Source organism: Mammaliicoccus sp. I-M35 (assembly GCF_022386455.1).
GTDB lineage: Bacteria > Bacillota > Bacilli > Staphylococcales > Staphylococcaceae > Mammaliicoccus > Mammaliicoccus sciuri_A.
The window spans coordinates 47,645-65,831 of record NZ_JAJNIL010000013.1; the positions used below are offsets into that span (position 1 = coordinate 47,645).

Genomic DNA, 18,187 nt, shown 5'->3' on the forward strand with positions numbered 1-18,187 from the left:
TCGTGTGAGCTAACCTTTAAATATGTGTTGCAAAGAAATTATTTAAGATGGTCAATTGTTCCGGTACGCTATTTCTTGAAACTTCAGGATGTGACGTAATATGTTTATCTGGTAAGTTGATTTTGTAAATCTTAGATGCATCAATACGATCTGTCTGTTTATAATACAGTTCAACATTTTCACTACATATCACGTATTTCGTATGTTCATTGCTATCATCTAAATGCTGATTAATTTGAGGCACTAAATCGTCATTTCTCAAATCTTTTAAGAACCTTCTATCTTTCTGCTCTAACGCACCACCAATATTCACAATTGGATCTACTGCTAAAGTATTCATATCCAGCGCCGTACCGTGATAAATCGCACCCGTACCACCTTTAGAACCACCGTAAAGTACAACGTGCTCTTTATCAATATTAAGTTCTTCCATCACCTTTAAAATCGTACTTTGAATTTCCTGCTCATATTCAGGATAATTCGTCGTACTAATATAATGCGAACCATGTGATACATTTAAATCCATTATTCTTAAAGTATAAACATTCTTCACGAGACTTCTCTCAATACCATCAAAGAACTTAGGAAACATCCTGTTCGGAATCAACGAACTATCATATCGCTTAGCATCTGGCATACAAGTAAAAATAACAAGCAACTTCTTAGGCACCTCATCATTTACCTTCCTACCAGCCGGCTCATCTAACGTATAGAAAATATCCTTATGTCTAATTAAATCTTTTCTCTGAAATAATTCTTGAACATCAGAACGCTTATAGAACTTAGAAATCGTATTTTGATGAAAATATAAAATATAATCATTAGCCAAGATTTCTTTATACATTTCATGTAGTTTACTATTTTGTCTAGCTAACTGAATAAAATTCGAATCACTACCCGTATCAATTTGAATACGCTTTTGATTCATAAAATCAATAGGCTCATGAAGCGCATAAATCTCTTTAGGTTTATTACGAACTTTCTTAACAAACCTCCCCTTATCAAACAAATAAGCCATAAATATCCCAACCCCCATTTTAGTATTAAGCTCTATATCTCTCACGTCGTACTAAAAAAGAAATGTTTGTTATAGCTTAACATATTGGGTATGAAGTTAAAGGGATGTCTAATATTAAAAAAGTACAAAAAATACCCCGAAACGAATATTTCTATTGTTTCAGGGTATTGTACGTTTTATTTAAAAACTTCTTTAACTACTCTTTCGGTAGCTTTACCGTCATCTAAAGAGCAATATTTATTATAGAATTCATCATATTTGTCTTGATAATCGTTTTCTACTGTTTCAATATTTTTAATAGAATCTATAACTTGTTCAGAATCGAATAATAATGGTCCTGGTAAGTCTTTGTTCATATCAATATAGAAGCCTCTTAAAACATCTTTATATTTTTCTAAATCATACGTATAGAATAAAATTGGTTTTCTAAGGTTAGCAAAGTCAAAGAATACTGATGAGTAATCTGTTATAAGAATATCACTACTAATATATAGATCGTTGATATCATTATATCTTGAGAAATCAAACGCAAAGTTTTTAAACTCAGATAAATCTAGGTTATCAGATATAAAGTAGTGCATACGTAATGCGACAACATACTCATCACCAAGTTCTTCGCGCAATCTTTGTAAATCTAGTTGCATTAAGAATTTATATTGACCTGGTCCATGGAATTGATCATCTCTCCAAGTAGGAGCATATAATATAACTTTCTTATGAACTGGAATACCTAGTTTTTTCTTCAAGCCATTTTTATATTCTTCAGTATGATTCGTTAAAATATCATTTCTTGGGTAACCATAAGTCAAAATATCTTCTCTAGGATACATGAAAGCACTATTAAAGATGTCTTCACTATATTTGTTAGCAGCAATTAAATAATCCCAATTTCTTGATTGTTCATAGAAATCTTTTTTATAATTTTTATTTGCTGAAGTAACATTATCCATATCAAACACCAATTTTTTAAGTGGTGTACCATGCCAAGTAGAAAGTAAAACTTGCTCAGGTTTCTTATATAACCACTTTGGTTGTCTCATATTTAGAACAAAGTATTTTGAAATTGTTACATACATAAAATATTCCCAACTAAATCTTCTTATGATTTTTACATTAGAATTTTTAAATTCAGGTTCATTTTCAACTATTTTTTTATCATTCAATATCCATACATGATTCCATTTTTTAGGTTCATTTTCTAATAGATAATTAAATATCGCTTTAGGACTATCAGAATAATTTCTTCCTAAGAAACTTTCGTATAAAACTGTATTTTCTTTAATTGGTAATTTTGAGAATACATGTTTCTGTACTTTTTTCTGTCTAAATCTTTGGTTCACAGGTTGTATAAACTGATAAGTCTTGTATCCAGTTAATCTCGATTTACTTATATAATAAGCTAATTTATAATTCCCTGATTTTATAGCCTTTATCTCATATTCATGTCTTTTAGTTACATTAATTTTAATACCTGGATGATTCAATATTTTGTTTAATTCTCTAAAAATCGGTAAAACATCTTTAAAGTTTTCCTTAAACTTTTTATTTTTTATCACTTTATATAAATAATAAGATATCGCTTTACTTACTAATTGATTTAATATAATTCTATTATCACTATACTTCAAAGATTCTTTAAAAGCTGTCATTCTTAAGTATAATCTTTCATCTTCTTCTCTTTGTGTTAAAGATGGATAGTTAATAGGATCGTTGTGAATTAATTTATAATATAATTTTGTATAAGTTTCCCTAATAGTTGTTGTTTGGTTATATAAATTTATAACGAACGGTATTTCACCGTATAAATCATTATTATCTTCAAACATTATGTTATTTTCTAATAAATGTTGCTTTTTAACGATTAATCCATGAACTTTCAATGAAAATGATAACTTATTGATATATCTTTTGGGAGTATGATTAATCGTCTTATGATTTAGAATGTTATTTTCAAATAATCCATTTATAATAGCCTTCTGTTGTTCATAATTTGTATCAATATTTAAATCCCCAAGAATTTGGTTTAATGTATCTAAAGTATCATCTTTATAAAAACCTTGTTTTCTTTTATTTAAAGTTGAAGCCATATCAAGATTAGTTTTAGATATACCTAATTTTATAACATGATTATCATTTTCATTTTCTTCATCTTCAATTACTTGTTTAGCATAGACAAGTGAATTAGGGTGTACGAAATCATCAGAATCTAAGAACAGGATATATTCTCCTTTAGAAGATGTAATTCCTAAATTTCTTAAATCTTGCATTCCTAATTCTGAATTAATACTTTTATAATTCAAACTTGATTCTGCTAAAACTGAATTTAAATATTGAGAATTATTATGTAGGAATAATACCTCAAAATCCTTATAAGTTTGATTTTCAAGGCTATTAACACAATTTTTTAAAAACTTTTTATTATTATCATTATAAACAACGATTATTGAAAATAACACAATAACACTCCTTTTATTTTTAGAATTTTCTATATTTCATCTTATTTTTGGTTATAGTCTATATATTTAGACAAACCATGTTCTATAGTATACTTTGGTGAATAACCGAGAACTTTTAACTTGTTAATATTAGAAATTAAATCTTTAATATCTCCTTCCTTTTCTTCAACGAAAGTATAGTCAAATTTTTCGACATTTTTTCAAAAAAACATCAAATATTTCTAATATATTTGTTTGTACGCCTAATCCTAAATTGTATATTTCACCATTTGATCCTTCTTTATCTATAACAATGCTAATGGCGATGATTATATACATGTTTCATTTAACTATCCTTCAACTAATGCATTTATATTTTCTTATTTATCAACAATTTAATACCCATTACGTGGTAAGTATATGGTATAAATCTTATATATAATTTATAGAAGTAATGGTTATATATTTCTAATACGATAAATTAACTCTCATTTCGTTATTAAAGTAATTATCCTTAGTTATTATCTCCAGTATTTTTCTTCAACCATACTGACTCTTCATATGCATAAACCGCTTCTTGATAATTATGGCTTCTAGGCAATATCCCTTTTTTAATCGCTTCATTATATGCATCCATCTTTGTTTGTTCGTCTTGCTTACTGTATATAATTTCAGCTAAATCTTTTTGAGTTTTTATATTGATTACTTTGTCTTGTTTTTTCTGTTGTGGTTCTTTTTTCTTAGTCGTATGTTCTGTTTTTTCTTGTTTTGTCTTATTACTATCTTTAGCTTCGTTGTCTGTTGTTATCATTAAGACTGCAGACATTATTGTGAGACAAAAAATAACCACTACCAGAACTATATTCTTCAATTCTCGACCTCTCCCCTTTGTATACATCAATATTATTATTAAACTACAAAACATTACATTTGTAAATTTGATTTTAAACATTTTATTTTTAATATTACAATCCAACTTTTTCAATTCAATTACAATAGGCATTTTAACTTCTAAAAAAGTATAAAAATTACAAATCTACTTTCACCAAATTTAATCACACACAAAAAAGCAACCTTTCATTTTTCTTGAAAGGTTGCTTTTCACTATAATGCTTATTTTAAATTAAATTTTCTTTCAAATTCCTCAATCACATCATCCAATTTCTCTACATCCAATGAGAAATACAGTTTCATTTTTGGTTCTGTTCCTGATGGTCTAACTGCTATAAATCCTTCTTCAAAAATAAATTTGATAAGATCTGTTTGCGGTAACTGAATAGTGCTTGTTTCACCACTTTGTATATTATGAGATTCTTGTGTGATGTAGTTTTCTATATACAATGGTGTTAAATTGTCTAACTCAATTGTTTCTAACTGTTTAAAGTCATTCATAATTTGTTGGATTTTTTCTCGTCCTTCTGCACCTGCAAATGTTGGTGAGAGTGTCTTATCTTTATACTGTCCTAGTTCTTGATAAATATTGTCTAAAACATCTTTGAAAGTTTGATTATCTTGTGACAGTTGTTCTTTGTATTTAATCAATAGTGCTGCTGTTTGTATCGCATCTTTATCTCTTGAGAAGTCTTCTACTAAATAACCATGGCTTTCTTCGAAAGCTAAGACTAGTTGTGATTGTTTTTCTTCTAATTGCTTTAATTGTTCTGAGATATATTTGAAACCTGTTAATACATTGATGACTTCAATGTTCAATGATTGGGCTAGTTTTTCACTTAAAGCACCTGTTACGACAGATTTAATCATGTATTTATGTACATCACTTGTTAATTGCGCATGTCTTAGTTTAATGAGTAATAGTCCAATCTCATTACCATTGAAATATCTTGTTGTCCCATCTTCATAACGTTCAACAATACCGATTCTGTCGGCATCTGGATCAGTTGCGATAATAAGTTGCGCCTGTTCTTTCTCAGCTAATTGTTTACTTAAATCAAACGTATCTGCTTCCTCTGGATTGGCTATACGCACTGTTGGAAAATCACCGTTAGGTGTAGATTGTTTTTCTTCAACAACATAGTTTGTATATGACAAATCTTCAAGTACATCTGACAATAAAGGCAGACTTGTGCCATGTAAACTTGTTAAAATTGTTTTTGTTTCAGCCGATTCAAATGAACCAACAAGATTTTTAACCGCTGCTTTATAAGCTTTAGTTGTTTCATCTTTAAATGGTAAGATCAGTTCACGTTCTTGTAATGCTGCAAAGTCGTCTGCTTGTATATTTAATGGGTCTTCTACTGTATCAATATAACGGCTTAATTCTAATGAAGGCTCTGTTAATAACTGGCCACCATCTGAACCATATACTTTAATTCCGTTATAATTCTTAGGGTTATGGCTTGCCGTAATCATAATACCCGCTGTTGTTTTCAAGTGTCGTACTGCGAATGACAGTTCTGGTGTTGATTTGTATGTTTCTGGCAAGATAACTTCAATACCATTGGTACCTAATACTTTCGCGATTTCTTTCGCAAATTCTTTAGATAAATGACGTGTATCAAAATGAATCACGATTTTAGGTGTATTTGAAATATGCGTTAAATATTTAGCTAAACCTAGCGCAAACTTTTGAATCGTGAATTTATTCAATCTACCTGGTCCTATACCGAAGGTACTTCTAATACCAGCCGTTCCAAATGATAAGACGTCTGTAAATCCAGCTGCTATTTCTTCTTCTGTTTGAACATTATGAAACTGTTCAACTAAGCTTTCAGATATTCTTTCTTCCCATTGTGCTCTCAAAGTTCTAGCTCCTTTACTTAAATATCTAATGTTTGAATATAGCGTTTAATTTCATCACGCATTTCTTCATCTTTCAATGCGTACTCTATCGTCGTCTTCACAAATCCAATTTTTTCTCCGACATCATAGCGTTGTCCTTCAAAATCATACGCGTAAACTTTATCATCTTTATTTAAACGTTCAATCGCATCTGTTAATTGAATTTCTCCGCCACTACCTTCAGTTTGATTCTCAAGATAATCAAAGATTTCAGGAGATAACACGTATCTACCCATAATCGCTAGATTAGATGGCGCAGTTCCTTGTTCAGGTTTCTCCACAAAACGATTCACTTCATATAAACGACCATCTTGTGAATTCGGGTCAATGATGCCGTAACGATGTGTTTCTGATTCAGGTACCGTTTGTACTCCAATAACTGATTTGCCTGTTGCTTCATATTGTTCCATTAATTGTTTAATAGCTGGATTATCCGATTCAACAATGTCATCACCTAACAATACTGCGAAAGGTTCATTTCCAATAAATTGCTTCGCTGTGTGAATCGCATGTCCTAATCCTTTTTGTTCTTTCTGTCTAACATAGAAAATATTCGCTAATTCTGTTGAATATTGAACTTTATCGAGTAATTCAAGTTTCCCTTTTTCATACAATGTAGTTTCAAGTTCTTTTTGAATATCGAAATGATCTTCAATCGCACGTTTATGTTTACCAGTTACAATGATAATATCTTCAATTCCAGCACGTGACGCTTCTTCTACAATATATTGAATTGTTGGTTTATCTAATATTGGTAACATTTCTTTAGGCATCGCTTTTGTAGCAGGTAAAAATCTTGTTCCTAAACCAGCGGCAGGGATAATTGCTTTTTTTATTTTAGTCATAATAATCTCCTTTACTTAAATACATTTATAAATTCTTGTTTAGATTTTTCTTTATAGTAATTGAAATCAAATTCTTCAAACGATTTATTTCCTTCTAGATGTATCATAAAGCCATCTACAAGGCCTTCTACACTGTTTTCTGTAATTATCGCTTGATTTTCATTTAAATATTCAGTTGTTTCTTTTAAATTCACTGTTATTACATCAGTATTTAAAGCTAAAGCTTCATATACTACTAACCCTAAACCTTCATAATTTGAAGATAGAACGAAAGCATCCACATGATCTAATAAAGGATACGGGTTGTTTATGCCACCCAGAATCACAATATTTTCTTTTGCAACTGAATCTCGAACCCATTGAATCGTTTGAGATTTCAAAGGTCCATGTGGACATACCATAATTAAAAATACATTAGGATTTTCAATATATACTTTTTCAAATGCAGCTATTAACTTATCGTGGCCTTTTTGATAATCATATCTTCCAATATTCATGTATACTTTAATTTCTGGATTATACAAGGCATCGAGCATTCTACATTTTGAAACCCTCATTTGATTATATAATTCCACAGAATGAACAATAGGGTCCTTCTCATTTAAATTAAAGTATTCATCGATTACATCTTGGTTATTCACAAATAAATGTTTGAACGTTTCTGTTAACTCTCTATCTTTTAAGAAATCTTCATAAAGTCCAGTAATAGAGTTTACAATACTTTTTTCTATTTTATCTTTTTGAGTTACTAATGTTGATTTTGAATATTCTTCTTTAGTTTCCAATTGCTTTATAGAATTAGTTATATTTTCCGTCAATACTGTTTGTTCTGGATAATCCTGTATTATTTTATCATCTAGCTGTTCTTGATCTAAATTGGCAAAATCCAAATACATATTTTCGTTATAAGCATAATCAACATGTACATTATCAATTGATTCTAATAAATTTTCTTTTGCTAGTTTTCTTGTTCTTTGTTCTCCTAAGAAATTATTTACAGTGACGACTTTATTAGAAACTTGAGGTAAATGATTGATTAGATTTGCTTTTAGATTTCTATGAACAAGTACGATTTTATTTGCTTTTTCATATGCTCCATAGATAATTTTTTTACTAAAATTCTTTTTAGCTTCATACTCAGCAAACATATCAGTATGAACCCAAATAGCAGTATTTGTATCAATATGTCGCATCATTTCAGCACTTTTTCTTTCAAAACCAGTATAATGAATAAACCAATCTATTTTTAAATCACCAAATAGTCTACTAAATTCTTCTTTGAAAATTCTGCTTAAATCTTTTTCCATACCTTTAATTTTGAATTTTTCGTTCCATAAATATCTTTTCATCAGCAATCTATCTTTAATACTACCGTTTATTTCTCCAACTGTTGGATAAAAATGAACGTTTTCAGGTAAATCTAACAAGCGATAATAATGTTCTTTTTTAACCTTATCTTTTTCAAAGAAACAAATATAATTTTTTTCTGTAGTATCAATATTTTCTAATGTGTTGATTAAAGCAGTCGTAATACCATTACTCCAAAATCCTCCACTAACAATTACTACTGTTTCTTTACCATTATGAAGATTATGTTCTTCAATCGTTAAATCATCTTTATCTAGAAACATATGATTAATAATTATTTTAGGTGCATCTATCTTGTCATACTTATTATATTCATTTTTAAATTCTTGATAATCGATTTGTTGCGGAATTTGTTCAACTTGCTTTAACAATCCTTCTAAGCTATTTGATTGTAGAAATGGGTATAATGATAAATCGTCATATAAACCTCTATTTTCTTTATAATCTTTATAATCATAAGTATAAAGTATAACTGGTTTACCTAAATTCACGTAATCGTACATTACTGATGAATAATCTGTAATAAGACAATCAGTGACAGCTAGAAATTCATATGTCTCAATGTTAGACGGGAATGGTTTAACTTTCTCGTATGAATCTGGAATAATCGTTTTTTCAAATGGATGAAGTTTTACGTATAGCACTGTATTTTCATCTAAATTTTCTTCAAAATATGTAATTAACTTTGTAACATGTTGTGAATTCTGTACACTACCAATATTCCCTCTCCATGTAGGCATATATGCTAGTATTTTTTTATTATTTAAATTCAAATCATTTCTATTCTGATTTCTTTTCTCTTCTTCAAAAAAGACACTGTTTCTTGGAGAAGGACCAACTATAAATTTACCGTTATAAACATTGTTTAAATGATGCGTTCTTGCCAATATTTCCATTGTTTTTTGATTATTGACATATATTCTATCAGCCATATAGAAGTTTCTTTGCACATTAGCAATATCTACTACTTTAGGAATATCTTTACCCATATGTTTTAAAGGCGTTCCATGCCAAATGATATAATATTTCTGCCCTTCTCTCTTATTAAAGAATGGATAAAATGTTGTATCATTTATTAAATATTCACAAGTAGCCATTAATTCATAGTATTGATTCGACATATGTTTTACAAAATTAATTTTCTTTAGTTCTGACTTATCGAAAAATAACTCAATATCTTCTGTCTCTTTCAAAGCTACATAAATTTTAAAATTTAGTTTACTATTATTTAACAATTCTTTTATCATGTAATAAATATGACCACTATATGTATCACCATGCACCGCTTCAAAAAGTATATTACCTTTTTTAATTTTTTTATTACGTCTTGCATTTACATATATTAACTTACCTTTATTTTTCTTATAATTATTATATTTCTTTAAAACTCTATTTTTCATTTTTTCCTCTTCTTTCTAATAAATTGTTATCTATTATAATTTCGGGAAATTCAGTCAAACTCGATCAACACATCGAATCGTCTGTCGATTATTCTATTCCTCTTTATATTCACCATTTTTAATTTCCAAATAATCTTGAACTATATTTTGTATTTTAATTAACATGTATATTAAAACCGTTGCCATGCTCATAAATTTGAGAAATAACTTCATATCTCAGCCCCCTTGTCCCATATCTCTTTATTTATAATTTTGTAAAATATCAAGTGTATATTTTGAAATCTTAACTACTATTTCTATTTATAAAACAACATATTAATAAAAGCGTTTTCAAAAATAGGAAAAATAATACATTTTACATACTATGATTATATCATTAAAATTCAAAAGAAAAAGGTAATTATTTGAAGTCGCAAAATAAAAACTTACTCTCTTCAATTTTAAAATAATATACATTTATTTTTTTGTTTTTCTATAGTATTTTAATTCAAGAAATATCGAACAAATCTAAAATAATATATATTTCATACAAACTACTTATAATAAGTTGATTGTATGTCCTCCAAGATTTAATAGTATGATCCTCATATATTTCCAACTACTTATTCTCCTGTATCATCTTATTATGCGTCACGCGGTTATCGAAATTTTTAGCGATATTGATTTTATAATCTGTATGTTTGTCATAATCTGTTCCATACACGCAAGCATACAAAATATCCATTAAGAAACTGATGGAATCTCGAGTTGTGAAGTTGCTAATTTTGGAATACAACTTTTCTCTTGTTGAGATGCGTAATGTACTGTCTGCGTATTTGGTTACTGTATTTTCTCCAATGCTTGTGAGTCCAATAATCGGTATATGCTTTTTCTTTAACATCGGTAATAATTTCATGATGCTTTGATTTTCACCACTATATGAAATGAAGATGGCACATGTATGTTTCGATGACTTTTCTATTTCAAAATGGGGTTCGAGTGCACACAGTTTAACGGTCTTGCCTATTTGATTCATCCTCATTTCAAAGTCTTCGCATATCATTAAATTATGATACAGTCCAAAAATTTTAATGGTTTCCGCTTCTTTTAAATACGCGACTGCTTTATCCAATTCTTGATGATCGATTAAATGCACAGTATCGTCTATCGTTGTTTGATTGAGTCGCGCTAATTTATGGCTAATGGACATGTTATTATCAGATGCATCAAATGGGAAGTTTGCGTCTATTGATTCATAGTGTCGGTTTAAGTATTCTACTTCTTCTAAATAATGATCTTTCAACTCTAACCAACCGTCGTATCCTAACTTTTTAGCTATGCGAATACCAGTAGAAGGATGTGTATATGTTTCTTTAGAAATTTGATTTAACGTCTTAGACTTAATCTTCTCTCTTTCTTCAAACAAATATTGAATAATACTTTGTTCTGCTTGTGAAAATATATCTTCTTTCATTCTTTCTGTTAAAAGCATATTGATATCTCCTTTTGTAAAAAGTCATTACAAAAATCCGGTTTATTTTTAGGAAATTTGTAAATGCCATTTGATAATGCCCGATTTGCCTTTTTAATGATTACTTCTATTTTATACTTAACGTGTATAAGAAAGAAAATATTAGGAGGTCATTATAATGGAAAAAGGGATAAAAATTGTAACTATCGGTGGCGGCAGCAGTTATACGCCTGAATTGATGGAAGGTTTTATTAAACGTTATGAATCGTTACCTTTAAGTGAAATTTGGTTGGTGGACATTCCTGAAGGTAAAGAGAAATTAGAAACTGTCGGCAAAATGGCGCAAAGAATGTGGGATGCTTCTCCATATGATGTCACAGTACATTTATCATTAGATAGACGTGAAGCTTTAAAAGATGCTGATTTCGTTACGACACAATTTAGAGTAGGTTTATTAGATGCTAGAATCAAAGATGAGCGCATTCCTTTATCACATGGTTTCTTAGGTCAAGAAACGAATGGTCCGGGTGGTATTTTCAAAGCGTTAAGAACAATTCCTGTCTTATTAGATATTGTCGAAGATATGAAAGAACTTTGTCCAAATGCATGGTTAATTAATTTTACAAATCCAAGTGGTATGGTTACAGATGCTATCGTACGATACGGCAAATGGGAAAAAGTACTTGGTCTATGCAATGTACCTGTGAATAGTTTGATTAATGAGCCGGAAATGTTGAATGTTGGTGAAGGAGAACTTACGCATCATTTTGCAGGGTTAAACCATTTCCATTGGCATCGAGTTAAAGACGCAAATGGTCATGACGTGACTGATCAATTAAATAAACAATTAGTTGAAGATGCATCATCGTTACCTTCTAATATCTTTGATGTGCCATTTTTCGAAGAGCAATTACAACAAATGCAGCTCATTCCATGTGGTTACCATAGATATTACTACCGTGCAGAAGAAATGCTTGAGCATGCACTTAAAGAATATAATGATCCAGAAATCGGTACGCGTGCTGAACAAGTTAGGCAAACAGAAAAAGAATTATTCGAACTATATAAAGATGAACAACTCGATCATAAGCCAGAGCAATTAAGCCAACGTGGCGGCACACACTATTCAGATGTCGCATGTGAGACAATTGCATCTATCGCTTCAAATAAAAATACACATGTAGTTGTATCGACTGTTAATAAAGGCGCAGTACCAGATTTAGCACCCGATGATGTGGTAGAAGTGTCAGCATATATCAACGCGACAGGTGCTCAACCAATCGCATTCGGTTCCTTACATCCAGCAGAACGCGGATGGTTACAAGTAATGAAGAATATGGAATTATGTGTAGAAGAAGCAGCCGTTAAAGGAGATTATGGATTACTATTACAAGCATTTATTATTAATCCATTAATTCAAAGTGGCGAATCTGCGAAACAAGTAATGAATGAGTTACTCATTGCTCATAAAGCATACTTACCACAATTTACAGAAACAATCGCTCAATTAGAAGCACAAGGTGTCACAATTAAAGATGACAAAGCAAGAGCATTGAGTGCAGAAACATCATTGAAAGAAGTGTAAGTAAGAAGATAGAAGTCTTGGATGAAGCGTGAGGCAGAATGATGTCTCACGTTTTTTTGTGTGAGTGGGTGATGTGGTGCGCTAACGATCTTGTTTGCGATTCTTGAGCGTTAGAATTTCTAACGATCTTGTTTTGCACTCTTGATCGTTAGCGCCCCCATCAAAATACAAAAAACCGATTGTGCGCGTGCACAATCGGCTTCATTACTTTCTTATATGATAATATTATCTATTAATCTTGCTTGGCTAAATTTAACGGCTAGTGAAATAAAGATTTGTCCTTCTATTGTATGTTGTTCTTCTAATTCTGGATAACTGTAAATTGCGACTTCTACTATATCTCCGCTCACGTTACTTTCTAAATATTGCGTGATGGCTTGTATTAAAACGTCGCTATTTCTCTCACCTTCATCATATTTCTTCTTAGCTAATGCTAAACTTTTAGATAAATGTACGGCTTCTTTTCTTTCTTCTTCTGTTAAATAAATATTTCTTGAACTTTTTGCTAGCCCATCTGCTTCTCGCACGATATCTATTGGTACGATTTGAACTGAGTGGTTAAAGTCTTCTACCATTTTTTCTATTATAGCGAGTTGTTGTGCGTCTTTTCTACCAAAGTATGCGCGTGTTGGTTGAATAATATTAAACAACTTATTAACAACTGTTACAACGCCATCAAAGTGACCTGGTCTTTTCTTACCTTCTAGCACTTGTGCTAAACGACCTACTGTAATCGTCATCTCTAGTTCTCCTGGATACATTTCTTCAACTGTTGGATGAAATACATAATCTACACCAATTTGTTTAAGCTTCTCTAAATCAGATTCAAATGGTCTTGGGTAATCATCAAAGTCTTCATTAGGTCCGAATTGTAATGGATTTACAAAAATACTCACTGCAGTAATGTCATTTTCTTCTATTGATTGTTTCATCATTTTTAAATGACCATCGTGCAATGCACCCATCGTTGGTACGAGTCCTATTGTTTTACCTTGAGATATAAATTGAGATACGATTGAATTCATATCTTTAATACGTTCTACTACTTGCGTCACTACTCTGTCTCCCCCATCACTTTCTTCTTATATGTGTGTGCTTCTGAAGGGAATGCACCACTTTTAACTTCTTCATGATATGCTTTTAGTGCATCTACACCATTTGAAAAATCACCATATTGTTTCACAAACTTAGCAATATGTTCTGAACCGTAATTTAATAAATCATGATATACAAGTACTTGACCATCTGTACCTTTTCCTGCGCCTATACCGATAACCGGAATTGTCAGTTGTTCCGTAATCACTTCTGCTAAATCACTTGGAATCGCTTCTAATACGAGCATCACTGCACCTGCTTGTTCAACTGCTTTCGCATCTTCTATCAATTGTTCAGCTTCTCTTTTTGAACTTGCTTGTAATTTATAACCTGTAATGCCGACACTTTGAGGTGTTAAGCCTAAATGAGATACGACTGGCACACCAATTTGAGTACAACCTTGGATTAATTTCGTATGCACACCTTCGATTTTCACAGCGTTTGCTTTAGTATCTTTATACAATTGAATCGCATTTTTCATATCCGTTGTATGATCAATACCGACTGCTCCAAAAGGTACATCAACGATTACGTAACTTTCTGGTGCACCTCTTCTAACAGCTTTCGCATGATGTATCATATCTTCCATTGTCACTTCGACTGTACTATCGTAGCCCAACACAACCATTCCTAAAGAATCGCCTACTAAAATAGTGTCTATTCCTGCTGCTTCTGCTTGTTTAGCACTTGGATAATCGTATGCTGTAATCATGGATATTTTTTCTTTTTGTTCTTTCATGGACAACAATTGTTTAATGGTTTTCATCCCGTACCACCTTCTTATATTTGTTATTATGTATATATTAACATTGAAAGGAAAATAATAAATGAAAAAGTTTGGAATAATCGGTCCTGGCGCTGTAGGTACAGCCATTTCATTTGCTTTAACGCAATCAAACCTTGATGTTACGCTATTTGGAAGATCAAACACAACAGTCTATTTCCAAGAATACAATCAAGATGTGCAACATTCATTTCCCGTTCAATCTTTAGAAGATGCACTTGAAAAAGTAGATATCTTATTTATTGCTGTTAAAGCAACGCAACTTGACGCAATCATCCCGTATCTTCATCATATCCTACATGCTAATAGCGTTATTATTTTAACTCAAAATGGCTATGGACAGTTAGAAAAAATTGATCACCCACACAAATTTCATGCTGTCGTATATATAAGCGGACAAAAAGAAGGCAACGTCGTCACGCATTTTAGAGATTGGACTTTAAGATTACCTGTTCACGCTCAAACATTAGATATTAAAAGTTTAACCGAAGATAGTTTACTTAATATTGAATGTCTCGAAGATTATGATCAACATGTTTGGTATAAATTAATCGTCAATTTAGGCATTAACACGGTAACTGCTCTTACGAGACAACCAGCTCGTGTACTTAAACATGATCAAATACATGCACTTTGTTACAACTTATTAGTTGAAGGTAATCGTGTCGCTAAAGCTGAAGGTATTTATTTTGATGATGATTTTGAAGAGAGCATTATGAAAATTTATGAAGGCTACCCTGATGACATGGGTACAAGTATGTATTACGACATCATAAGTGAAAGACCTTTAGAAACAGCGTTTATACAAGGTTATGTCTACAAAATTAGCCAAAAACATCATTTAACAACACCTTATATAGATAGTACTTATGCACTTTTAAGTACTTATTAATGCATCCATATTAAATGCCCCTATACCACGGGAATAATGGTATAGGGGCATTTTTTATACGTTTAATTTTCGAGTAAATAAAGTGACGATTGATAGCGTAAATGCTATCATATAAAATTGAAAAAGGTAAAAGAATTAGAAGAAATTATTTAGATTAAGGATGTGAAAAAAATGAATCAAACAGACAAACTGATTGCTAAAAGTATTAGCGATAATCCTCATTTAGCTCATGAACATAAAATGGCAAGAAAAAAATTAAGAGCTGCAATGTTGGTTGTTAACTTAAGGGAGGAAAAAGGCTGGTCCCAAAGAGATTTAGCTAATAAACTTAACAAACCTCAATCTACTATAGCCAGAATTGAAAACGGAGATGTTAACCCTTCTTTCGGTTTAATGGATGAAATCGCTCATTTAGCTGATAAAGAATTAACTTTGACTAAATTATAGAATACTTAATATTCTTTTTGGCTTTGACAAATTAATAGTACACATTAATTAATAGCCCCTATACCACGGGAATAATGGTATAAGGGCATTTTTTATACGTTTAACTTCCTATTTAATATATCTTCCATCATCAACCAACCTTTTTGATCCGTGTTGTCTGGATCATATGGTTCGAAACCATAATTTAAATACATATTAATTGCTGGATAACTGGTTGTTTGTGTCGTTAAATATACTTCTTTATGACCAAGTTCGATTATTTTGTTAAGTGCTGCACTCAATAATGGCTTTGATAATTTCTTACCTTGATATTCCGGTTTAATGGCTACGAAATGTATTCTACCTAAATGTGAGTCTGTTAACGGTAATTGACCGAACCATGCTGTCGTCGTCCCTATTACGTCACCTGAATTATTCTCAATAAATAAACATCTATATTTCATTTCTTCTATATGAGAGCCAAATTCTTTATGAAACCTTTGCAATGCTTGATCTATATTTGAAAATTCTCCTGCAGCAGTTTCAACTTCTGCCCAAAGACGTTCATCCCCTTCTTTAAACAATCTAATTGAGTAACCTTCTGGTAATTCATATTCAGGTATGTTGTCTAAATGATTTCTAGTCATCTTAAGCTTAATTCTTTCCATAATAATACACCTCTATTTCTATAAAGTTACTGTAAACGTTTCAAATTACAACTTGTCATATACCTATTATCTTTTTAATCTGACTGTCATAAAAGAAATTTTATTTTTATTCTCCTGTAACCTATGATATCAAAAATGGTGTTAGAGTGTATGAAGTAATAAAGATACAAAATTTATAAATGCTTTAAATAGCACATGGAGGATATTTTTTTATGAAGAAATTATTATTTGCAACAACAGCTGCAGCAGGCATTATTGCTTCTGGATTTGGTGCTCAAGCAGATGCAAGTGAATATACAAACTACTCTAATCAAAATACAAACTATAACTATACAACTACACAAGTCGCTCAACCGACTCAAGCAACTCAAACTACAGAATCAACTGATTCATCTAATACAAGTGAAGTATATAAAGAGTTTATCGCTGCTGGCGGTACAAAAGCATTATGGGATAATATCGTAATGCCTGAATCTAGCGGTAACCCAAATGCCGTAAATGAACTTGGCTACAGAGGTCTTGGTCAAACTAAAGAATCTTGGGGTACAGGTAGTGTTACTGAACAAACTAAAGGCATGATCAAGTATGCTAAAGAACGTTATGGTTCAATCGAAGCTGCAATTGCTTTCCGTCAAGCTAATAACTGGTGGTAAGATATAAATAAACAAACATCTGCTATGTGGATTTCCACATAGCAGTTTTTTTATACACAAAATCTTTGACAAAACCCGATATACATATTATACTCAACTTGTATCTAAATTAAATACAAGAAAGAGGTTATGTAAAATGAAAATAGGTGTTATAGCAGCAAACGGTAAAGCAGGTAAATTAATTACAGAAGAAGCAATTAACAGAGGATTAGATGTAACAGCCATCGTTCGTAACGAAAATAAAACAGTGGCAACACAATCTATTATTAAAGATATATTTGATTTAACAACTGAAGACTTAACACAATTCGATGTTGTTGTAGATGCTTTTGGTGAAATTAGAGAAGACAAACTTCATTTACACCAAGACTCTATCCAACATTTAAGTGATATTTTATCAAACACAAACACACGATTAATTATTATCGGAGGCGCTGGTAGTTTATACGTTGATGATCAATTAGAAAATCAACTTTTCGATACACCTGATTTTCCAGAAGTATTTAAACCACTTGCAAAAGCTCAAGGTAAAGCTCTTGTAGACCTTCGTAAAAGAGATGACGTACGCTGGACATTTATAAGTCCTGCAGCAGAATTTATAGCTGATGGAGAAAGAACTGGAGAATACATTTTAGCTGGGGAAGTCTTCACTTTAAACGATAAAGGTGAAAGTAAAATAAGCTATGCTGATTACGCCATTGCATTAGTAGATGAAGCAACTGAAGGTAACCATATCCAAGAAAGAATTTCAGTATTATCAAAATAATAC

15 protein-coding genes are annotated in these 18,187 nt (G+C 31.0%); 5 read left to right on the forward strand and 10 right to left on the reverse strand.

Translation table 11 applies throughout. The features are described from left to right. Positions 1-16 precede the first annotated feature (16 nt). The 7 genes from LQ679_RS13085 to LQ679_RS13115 all read right to left on the reverse strand — a co-directional run bounded on the left by LQ679_RS13085 (position 17) and on the right by LQ679_RS13115 (position 11,336). Positions 17-1,018: an accessory Sec system protein Asp2 gene (locus tag LQ679_RS13085; RefSeq protein WP_239763242.1), complete on the reverse strand. Its 1,002-nt coding sequence runs from the start codon at positions 1,016-1,018 to the stop codon at positions 17-19. Between the two features lie 176 nt (positions 1,019-1,194). After that, the gene (locus tag LQ679_RS14905) at positions 1,195-3,474 is read right to left on the reverse strand and encodes a CDP-glycerol glycerophosphotransferase family protein (protein WP_239763247.1); all 2,280 of its coding nucleotides are present in this window, start codon (positions 3,472-3,474) and stop codon (positions 1,195-1,197) included. A gap of 493 nt (positions 3,475-3,967) precedes the next feature. Continuing rightward, entirely contained in the window at positions 3,968-4,279 is a 312-nt protein-coding gene (locus tag LQ679_RS13095; RefSeq protein WP_239763250.1) for a hypothetical protein, read from the reverse strand. A 287-nt stretch (positions 4,280-4,566) separates the two neighbouring features. After that, the gene (locus LQ679_RS13100; protein ID WP_239738576.1) at positions 4,567-6,213 is read right to left on the reverse strand and encodes a phospho-sugar mutase; all 1,647 of its coding nucleotides are present in this window, start codon (positions 6,211-6,213) and stop codon (positions 4,567-4,569) included. Positions 6,214-6,230: 17 nt separating this feature from the next. Beyond that, the gene (gene galU, locus LQ679_RS13105) at positions 6,231-7,097 is read right to left on the reverse strand and encodes a UTP--glucose-1-phosphate uridylyltransferase GalU (protein WP_198051857.1); all 867 of its coding nucleotides are present in this window, start codon (positions 7,095-7,097) and stop codon (positions 6,231-6,233) included. A gap of 11 nt (positions 7,098-7,108) precedes the next feature. Then, the gene (locus LQ679_RS13110; protein ID WP_204255756.1) at positions 7,109-9,865 is read right to left on the reverse strand and encodes a CDP-glycerol glycerophosphotransferase family protein; all 2,757 of its coding nucleotides are present in this window, start codon (positions 9,863-9,865) and stop codon (positions 7,109-7,111) included. Between the two features lie 598 nt (positions 9,866-10,463). Continuing rightward, positions 10,464-11,336, reverse strand: a complete 873-nt coding sequence (locus LQ679_RS13115) for a MurR/RpiR family transcriptional regulator (RefSeq protein ID WP_239763252.1) — start codon at positions 11,334-11,336, stop codon at positions 10,464-10,466. A gap of 157 nt (positions 11,337-11,493) precedes the next feature. Here LQ679_RS13115 and LQ679_RS13120 point away from each other — a divergent pair, with 157 nt between their 5' ends. Then, entirely contained in the window at positions 11,494-12,900 is a 1,407-nt protein-coding gene (locus tag LQ679_RS13120; protein WP_239763254.1) for a 6-phospho-beta-glucosidase, read from the forward strand. Between the two features lie 212 nt (positions 12,901-13,112). On the opposite strand, the gene panC is transcribed toward LQ679_RS13120, so the two are convergent. Both panC and panB read right to left on the reverse strand, forming a co-directional pair. Next, positions 13,113-13,955, reverse strand: a complete 843-nt coding sequence (panC, locus tag LQ679_RS13125) for a pantoate--beta-alanine ligase (RefSeq protein ID WP_239763258.1) — start codon at positions 13,953-13,955, stop codon at positions 13,113-13,115. Continuing rightward, positions 13,955-14,761 (reverse strand): 3-methyl-2-oxobutanoate hydroxymethyltransferase, encoded by an 807-nt coding sequence (panB, locus tag LQ679_RS13130; protein ID WP_191836541.1) that lies wholly within the window; start codon positions 14,759-14,761, stop codon positions 13,955-13,957. Before panB ends, panC begins: the two co-directional genes overlap by 1 nt. Positions 14,762-14,822: 61 nt before the next feature. On the opposite strand from panB, the gene LQ679_RS13135 reads away from it, so the two are divergent. Further along, a complete protein-coding gene (locus LQ679_RS13135) occupies positions 14,823-15,671 on the forward strand; it encodes an oxidoreductase (RefSeq protein WP_239763260.1) in 849 nt (282 codons plus the stop codon). Between the two features lie 171 nt (positions 15,672-15,842). Next, a complete protein-coding gene (locus tag LQ679_RS13140) occupies positions 15,843-16,118 on the forward strand; it encodes a helix-turn-helix domain-containing protein (protein WP_239763264.1) in 276 nt (91 codons plus the stop codon). A gap of 92 nt (positions 16,119-16,210) precedes the next feature. Here the strand turns inward: LQ679_RS13140 and LQ679_RS13145 are convergent, their stop codons facing one another. Next, entirely contained in the window at positions 16,211-16,765 is a 555-nt protein-coding gene (locus tag LQ679_RS13145; protein WP_239763267.1) for a GNAT family N-acetyltransferase, read from the reverse strand. 212 nt (positions 16,766-16,977) lie between these two features. Here LQ679_RS13145 and LQ679_RS13150 point away from each other — a divergent pair, with 212 nt between their 5' ends. Both LQ679_RS13150 and LQ679_RS13155 read left to right on the forward strand, forming a co-directional pair. Beyond that, positions 16,978-17,418 (forward strand): aggregation-promoting factor C-terminal-like domain-containing protein, encoded by a 441-nt coding sequence (locus tag LQ679_RS13150; RefSeq protein WP_126476519.1) that lies wholly within the window; start codon positions 16,978-16,980, stop codon positions 17,416-17,418. Positions 17,419-17,554: 136 nt separating this feature from the next. After that, positions 17,555-18,184, forward strand: a complete 630-nt coding sequence (locus LQ679_RS13155; protein WP_107577786.1) for an NAD(P)-dependent oxidoreductase — start codon at positions 17,555-17,557, stop codon at positions 18,182-18,184. The last annotated feature ends 3 nt before the right edge of the window (positions 18,185-18,187 follow it).

What these genes read in the sequence shown, in the direction of transcription:
- LQ679_RS13155 (WP_107577786.1), top strand. Translation starts at nt 17,555, where the DNA reads ATGAAAATAGGTGTTATAGCAGCAAACGGTAAAGCAGGTAAATTAATT.
- galU (WP_198051857.1), bottom strand. Translation starts at nt 7,097, where the DNA reads ATGACTAAAATAAAAAAAGCAATTATCCCTGCCGCTGGTTTAGGAACA.
- LQ679_RS13145 (WP_239763267.1), bottom strand. Translation starts at nt 16,765, where the DNA reads ATGGAAAGAATTAAGCTTAAGATGACTAGAAATCATTTAGACAACATA.
- panB (WP_191836541.1), bottom strand. Translation starts at nt 14,761, where the DNA reads ATGAAAACCATTAAACAATTGTTGTCCATGAAAGAACAAAAAGAAAAA.
- LQ679_RS13115 (WP_239763252.1), bottom strand. Translation starts at nt 11,336, where the DNA reads ATGCTTTTAACAGAAAGAATGAAAGAAGATATATTTTCACAAGCAGAA.
- LQ679_RS13150 (WP_126476519.1), top strand. Translation starts at nt 16,978, where the DNA reads ATGAAGAAATTATTATTTGCAACAACAGCTGCAGCAGGCATTATTGCT.
- LQ679_RS13120 (WP_239763254.1), top strand. Translation starts at nt 11,494, where the DNA reads ATGGAAAAAGGGATAAAAATTGTAACTATCGGTGGCGGCAGCAGTTAT.
- LQ679_RS13110 (WP_204255756.1), bottom strand. Translation starts at nt 9,865, where the DNA reads ATGAAAAATAGAGTTTTAAAGAAATATAATAATTATAAGAAAAATAAA.
- LQ679_RS13140 (WP_239763264.1), top strand. Translation starts at nt 15,843, where the DNA reads ATGAATCAAACAGACAAACTGATTGCTAAAAGTATTAGCGATAATCCT.
- LQ679_RS13085 (WP_239763242.1), bottom strand. Translation starts at nt 1,018, where the DNA reads ATGGCTTATTTGTTTGATAAGGGGAGGTTTGTTAAGAAAGTTCGTAAT.
- LQ679_RS13135 (WP_239763260.1), top strand. Translation starts at nt 14,823, where the DNA reads ATGAAAAAGTTTGGAATAATCGGTCCTGGCGCTGTAGGTACAGCCATT.
- LQ679_RS13095 (WP_239763250.1), bottom strand. Translation starts at nt 4,279, where the DNA reads ATGTCTGCAGTCTTAATGATAACAACAGACAACGAAGCTAAAGATAGT.